The following is a 4,438-nucleotide window of genomic DNA, read 5'->3' as shown; positions in this document are numbered from 1 at the left end:
GAATCAATCCAAAATGAATTAATTGAAAAATTAAAAGTACTAAATAAAGCAGTAGTAATAAGCTTGATTAATAAAAAAGATAAACAATATTTAAAACTAAGTGAAGAAATAGAAAGTTTATTAGCAAATATAAATGCCAATGATGTTGCAGTATATTTAGAACAAAATATTATTATAAAAGACATAGCAAAAAAGATATTAGGAAATACTAGATTACTTTTAAATTCATCACTATCTCAATCAAAAAGTTTTTTTGAAGAGTTTGGTAGATATTTTACAGTTACTATTTTTGTATTTAATGAACAATCAATTACAGTTCTTAGTATATTAAAAGCTTTATTTTTAATCGTAAGTGGATTTTTTATAGGTTTTTTATATAAAAGATGGATATATAAAATTTCATTAAAATGGCCAAATATTAGTCAAATGTCTTCAAGATTAACTGCAAATGTAGGTTATTATGTAATTATTTTAATAACCGTAATGATTTCAATGAGTAGTTTAGGTATAGATATGTCTTCTATTTCATTAATTGCAGGGGCTTTATCTATTGGTATTGGGTTTGGACTTCAAACAGTTGTTTCAAACTTTATCGCGGGAATTATTCTTATGTTTGAGCGAACAATAAGAATAGGGGATATTATAGAAATTGATCAAATCTCAAAAGGTACTGTAACTGATATTAGAATAAGGTCTACAACAATTAAGACATTTGATAATATTGATATTGTTATTCCAAACTCATCTTTTATTCAAAACAATGTAACAAACTGGACTTTAGATGATGTAACAAGAAGACTTCATATACCTTTTGGTGTTGCATATGGAACTAAAGTTGAAAAAGTAAAAGAAGTAATTTTAAAAGAACTTGATGAATCTAACTTGGTTTTTTTAAGAAATATAGAAGGCAAAGCACCAGATATAAGACTTGAAAATATGAATGCAAGTAGTGTTGATTTTGAGTTATTAGTTTGGATTAAAGCAAATGATAAAGTAAATCCAAGTTCTATTCGTTCTGATTTTTTAATATTAATTTATAATACTTTATATAAATATGATATCGAGATTCCATTCCCTCAACTTGATTTACATGTAAAAGAAAATATAAATATAAATTAAGATATTATTAATACTCAAACATGATATATTTTAATCTAACTCAAAGTAAGGAGTAAAATGATTCTTTTAAAGAATGAAAACTATATTTTAAATATAATTAAATATGGTCCTATTGCATTTGTTATCTTCGTTACTTTTATAGTAAGTGCATTTTTTATAAATGAAAAATATAAAAGCTTAGAGATAGAAAAAGAAAGAATCGAGATTAAATATATTGAAGAAAATAAAAATAGAGTAAAAAGCTTAGTTGTTAGAATACATTCTTTAATAGAAATTGAAAAAAATGCTGCATTAAATGAGTTAAAACAATTAGTTAAAACAGAAGTAGAACAGGCTTATTCTATTATAAACTCTATATATACTAAAAACTTAGATACCCCAAACTATTCAAAAGAAAAAACTTTAGATGAGATAAAAACAGTATTAAGAAATATACGTTATTTAGATGGCAAAGGCTATTTTTTTATATATGAGTTAAATGGTAAAAATATTTTAAATAGTGAGTTTCCAGATATTGAAGATAAAAACCTTTGGGAGCATAAAGATGCTAAAGGTACTTTAATACTACAAGAAATGAATAAAATTTTAAAAAATAAAGATAAAACTTTTTATGATTGGTATTGGAATAAGTCAAAAGATGATAATACAGAATATAAAAAAGTAGGATATTTTAAGAAATTTGAAGCCTTTGATATATTTATAGGAAGTGGAGCATATATAAATGAATTTGAAACAATTGTTCAACAAAGAGTTGCTAATAAGTTAAATAATCTTCAATTTGAGAACTTTGAACATATTTTCATTTATACTTTAGATGGCTTATGTTTAGTTAATCCTAAAAAAGAATTAGTTGGAACTAATAGATATAATATTAAAAATAAAAAAGGTGAATATACATTAAGAAATACATTAAATCTTACAAAAGAGAAAAAAGCTGCTTTTATAAAATATACTTCAACTGTAAAATTAAATGATAAGTTAAAATCAAATGGAAAAATATCCTATGTACAATTATATGATGATTGGAAGTGGATGGTAGGAAGTGGATTTTACTTAGAGAGTTTAAATAAGCAAATTGAAAATAAAGAAAAGGAATTAATTAAATCAAATAAAGATTCTATTATATCAATAATTATAATCAGTCTAATAATTATATTGATATTTATTCCTTTATCTTTTTATCTTTCAAATAATTTACGAAAAAGATTTTTTGCTTATACTGAACAAATAAATGAAGAGACTAAAAAAACAATAGAGAAAGAGAAACTTTTAGTTCAACACTCAAAAATGGCGACAATGGGTGAGATGCTAGGAAGTATCGCACATCAATGGAAACAACCAATAAGTATAATTTCTATGTCCAATGGTTTATTACGTATAAATACTGAAGTAAAGGATTTCTCAACAAAAGAAGAACTTAATGATGCCATAGATGCAATAGATAACTCCGTAAAAAACTTATCACAAACTATTGATGATTTTAGAAACTTCTTTAATCCTAATAAAGAAAAAAGTTTATATAAAATAGCAGATGCCTTTGGAGAAACTTTTAAATTAACGACTTCACAATATAAAAAAAATAATATAGAAATAATAGAAAATATTGCTGATGTTGAGTTATTTGGTTCTCAAAATGAATTGCAACAAACATTAATAAATCTATTGAAAAATGCAAAAGAAGAGTTAATTAAAAAAGATTCTTTAGAAAAAAGATTAATATTTATAGATGTTTATAAAGATAAAGAAAATGCAATTATTAAAATAAAAGATAATGCAAATGGAATACCTTTGGATATTATTGAAAATGTATTTAAGTCATATTTTACTACAAAAGAAAAAGAAGGTGGTAGTGGAATAGGCTTATATATGTGTAAACAAATAATAGAAGGAAATATGAAAGGACAAATTAGCGTATCAAATGTTAGCTTTTTATATGAAGATATTAAATACACAGGTGCAGAGTTTGAAATTAGTATACCTTTATAGTTTAAATTCAAAAATCTTTCTATATAATTGAAGTCTTATGTAACTTCAATTACAGTTTTATTTCTACCTTCCTCTTTAGCTTTATAAAGTGCTAAATCTGCTCTTTTTACCAATGTTTCTAACGTATCTGCAATTTTTAGATTTGTAACTCCAAGTGAAATAGTTTTATATCCTATATCATCAAATTTATGACTTCCTACTGCAAGTCTTAATTTTTCGCTTAATGTAAAGGCATCATTTGCATTAGTTTCAACGCAAATGATTAAAAACTCTTCTCCTCCATATCTTCCAAAGATATCTGATTTTCTTAAGTTATTAGATATAACTTTTGCAATTTGATTTAAAACTTCATCTCCTATTGGATGACCATGATTATCATTTACAGTTTTGAAAAAATCAATATCAATCATAATTAAAGATAAATCATATTCGTGCCTTTTTGCAATATCAATTTCAACTTGTAAGAACTCTTCAATCATCCTTCTATTATAAATTCCTGTTAATTGATCAATAGATGCCAACTTTTCTAACTCTTTTTTTGCCGTTATATCAATACCAATTGATACAAATTTTTCTATTTTATTATTCTTATCCATCTTAGGAATTATATGTTGCTCAAGCCAATATATTTGACCATTTTTCTTAGTGTTTTTTATTTCTCCAATCCAAACTTCACCTTTTAAAATTGTTTTCCATAATTGTTTTATGATTTTTTTATCTCTATCTTTATTTTTTATAATAGACATTGGTTTTCCAATAAGTTCTTTTTTTGAATAACCACTTGATTTCATAAATGCATCACTAATATCCAAAATTGTACTATCTACTTTTGTTGTTGCTGAAATTACATAGTTTTTTACAATTTGACTTATTTCTAACTTTTGATTTGCTCTAAATAAAGCATTTTGTAATCTTGTCGGGATTTTTGAAACCATAAAAGCCATAATTAAACTTATGAAAAAAGTTAATACTAAAACTATTCCTAAGATATTGAGTTTTTGAGTAAATAGTTTTTTTTCATAGTCTTTTTTTGTTTTTAAAACAAATATAGCATCATCTTCATTATGAAAAATATCTTTTAATGAATAAACAAAAGTATTATTTGTTTCAAAACCTTTTGGAAAATCATCATCTATATCTTTTATGATTTTCTTATATTTATTAAATGAAAATTTATCTTGGGGATGTAATATATAATTTTGGTTTTTATCAATTATAAAGTGATCAAAGGCAGTAGAGTTTCGAATAGAATTAAATAAATTATTTGTAGATAGATTTAATATAATGATACCGCTAAACTTTTTCTTTTCAAAAATAGGAGTTGCTATTCTAA

At 23.8% G+C, this 4,438-nt stretch carries 3 protein-coding genes; 2 read left to right on the top strand and 1 reads right to left on the bottom strand.

Going from position 1 to position 4,438, the window contains the following annotated elements; all coding sequences use genetic code 11:
* Window positions 1–1,119 (top strand): mechanosensitive ion channel family protein (locus ACERKK_RS11555; protein ID WP_373773231.1); only part of this gene is annotated, 1,119 nt, incomplete at its 5' end.
* Window positions 1,120–1,176: 57 nt separating this feature from the next.
* Window positions 1,177–3,105 (top strand): cache domain-containing protein, encoded by a 1,929-nt coding sequence (locus tag ACERKK_RS11550; protein WP_373773230.1) that lies wholly within the window; start codon window positions 1,177–1,179, stop codon window positions 3,103–3,105.
* A gap of 35 nt (window positions 3,106–3,140) precedes the next feature.
* Here ACERKK_RS11550 and ACERKK_RS11545 read toward each other — a convergent pair.
* A partial coding sequence (locus ACERKK_RS11545) for a diguanylate cyclase (protein ID WP_373773229.1) occupies window positions 3,141–4,438 on the bottom strand: 1,298 nt, incomplete at its 5' end.

This window comes from Poseidonibacter sp., assembly GCF_041821165.1.
Taxonomy (GTDB): Bacteria; Campylobacterota; Campylobacteria; order Campylobacterales; family Arcobacteraceae; genus Poseidonibacter.
This window is presented reverse-complemented; position numbering and strand designations above follow the sequence as displayed.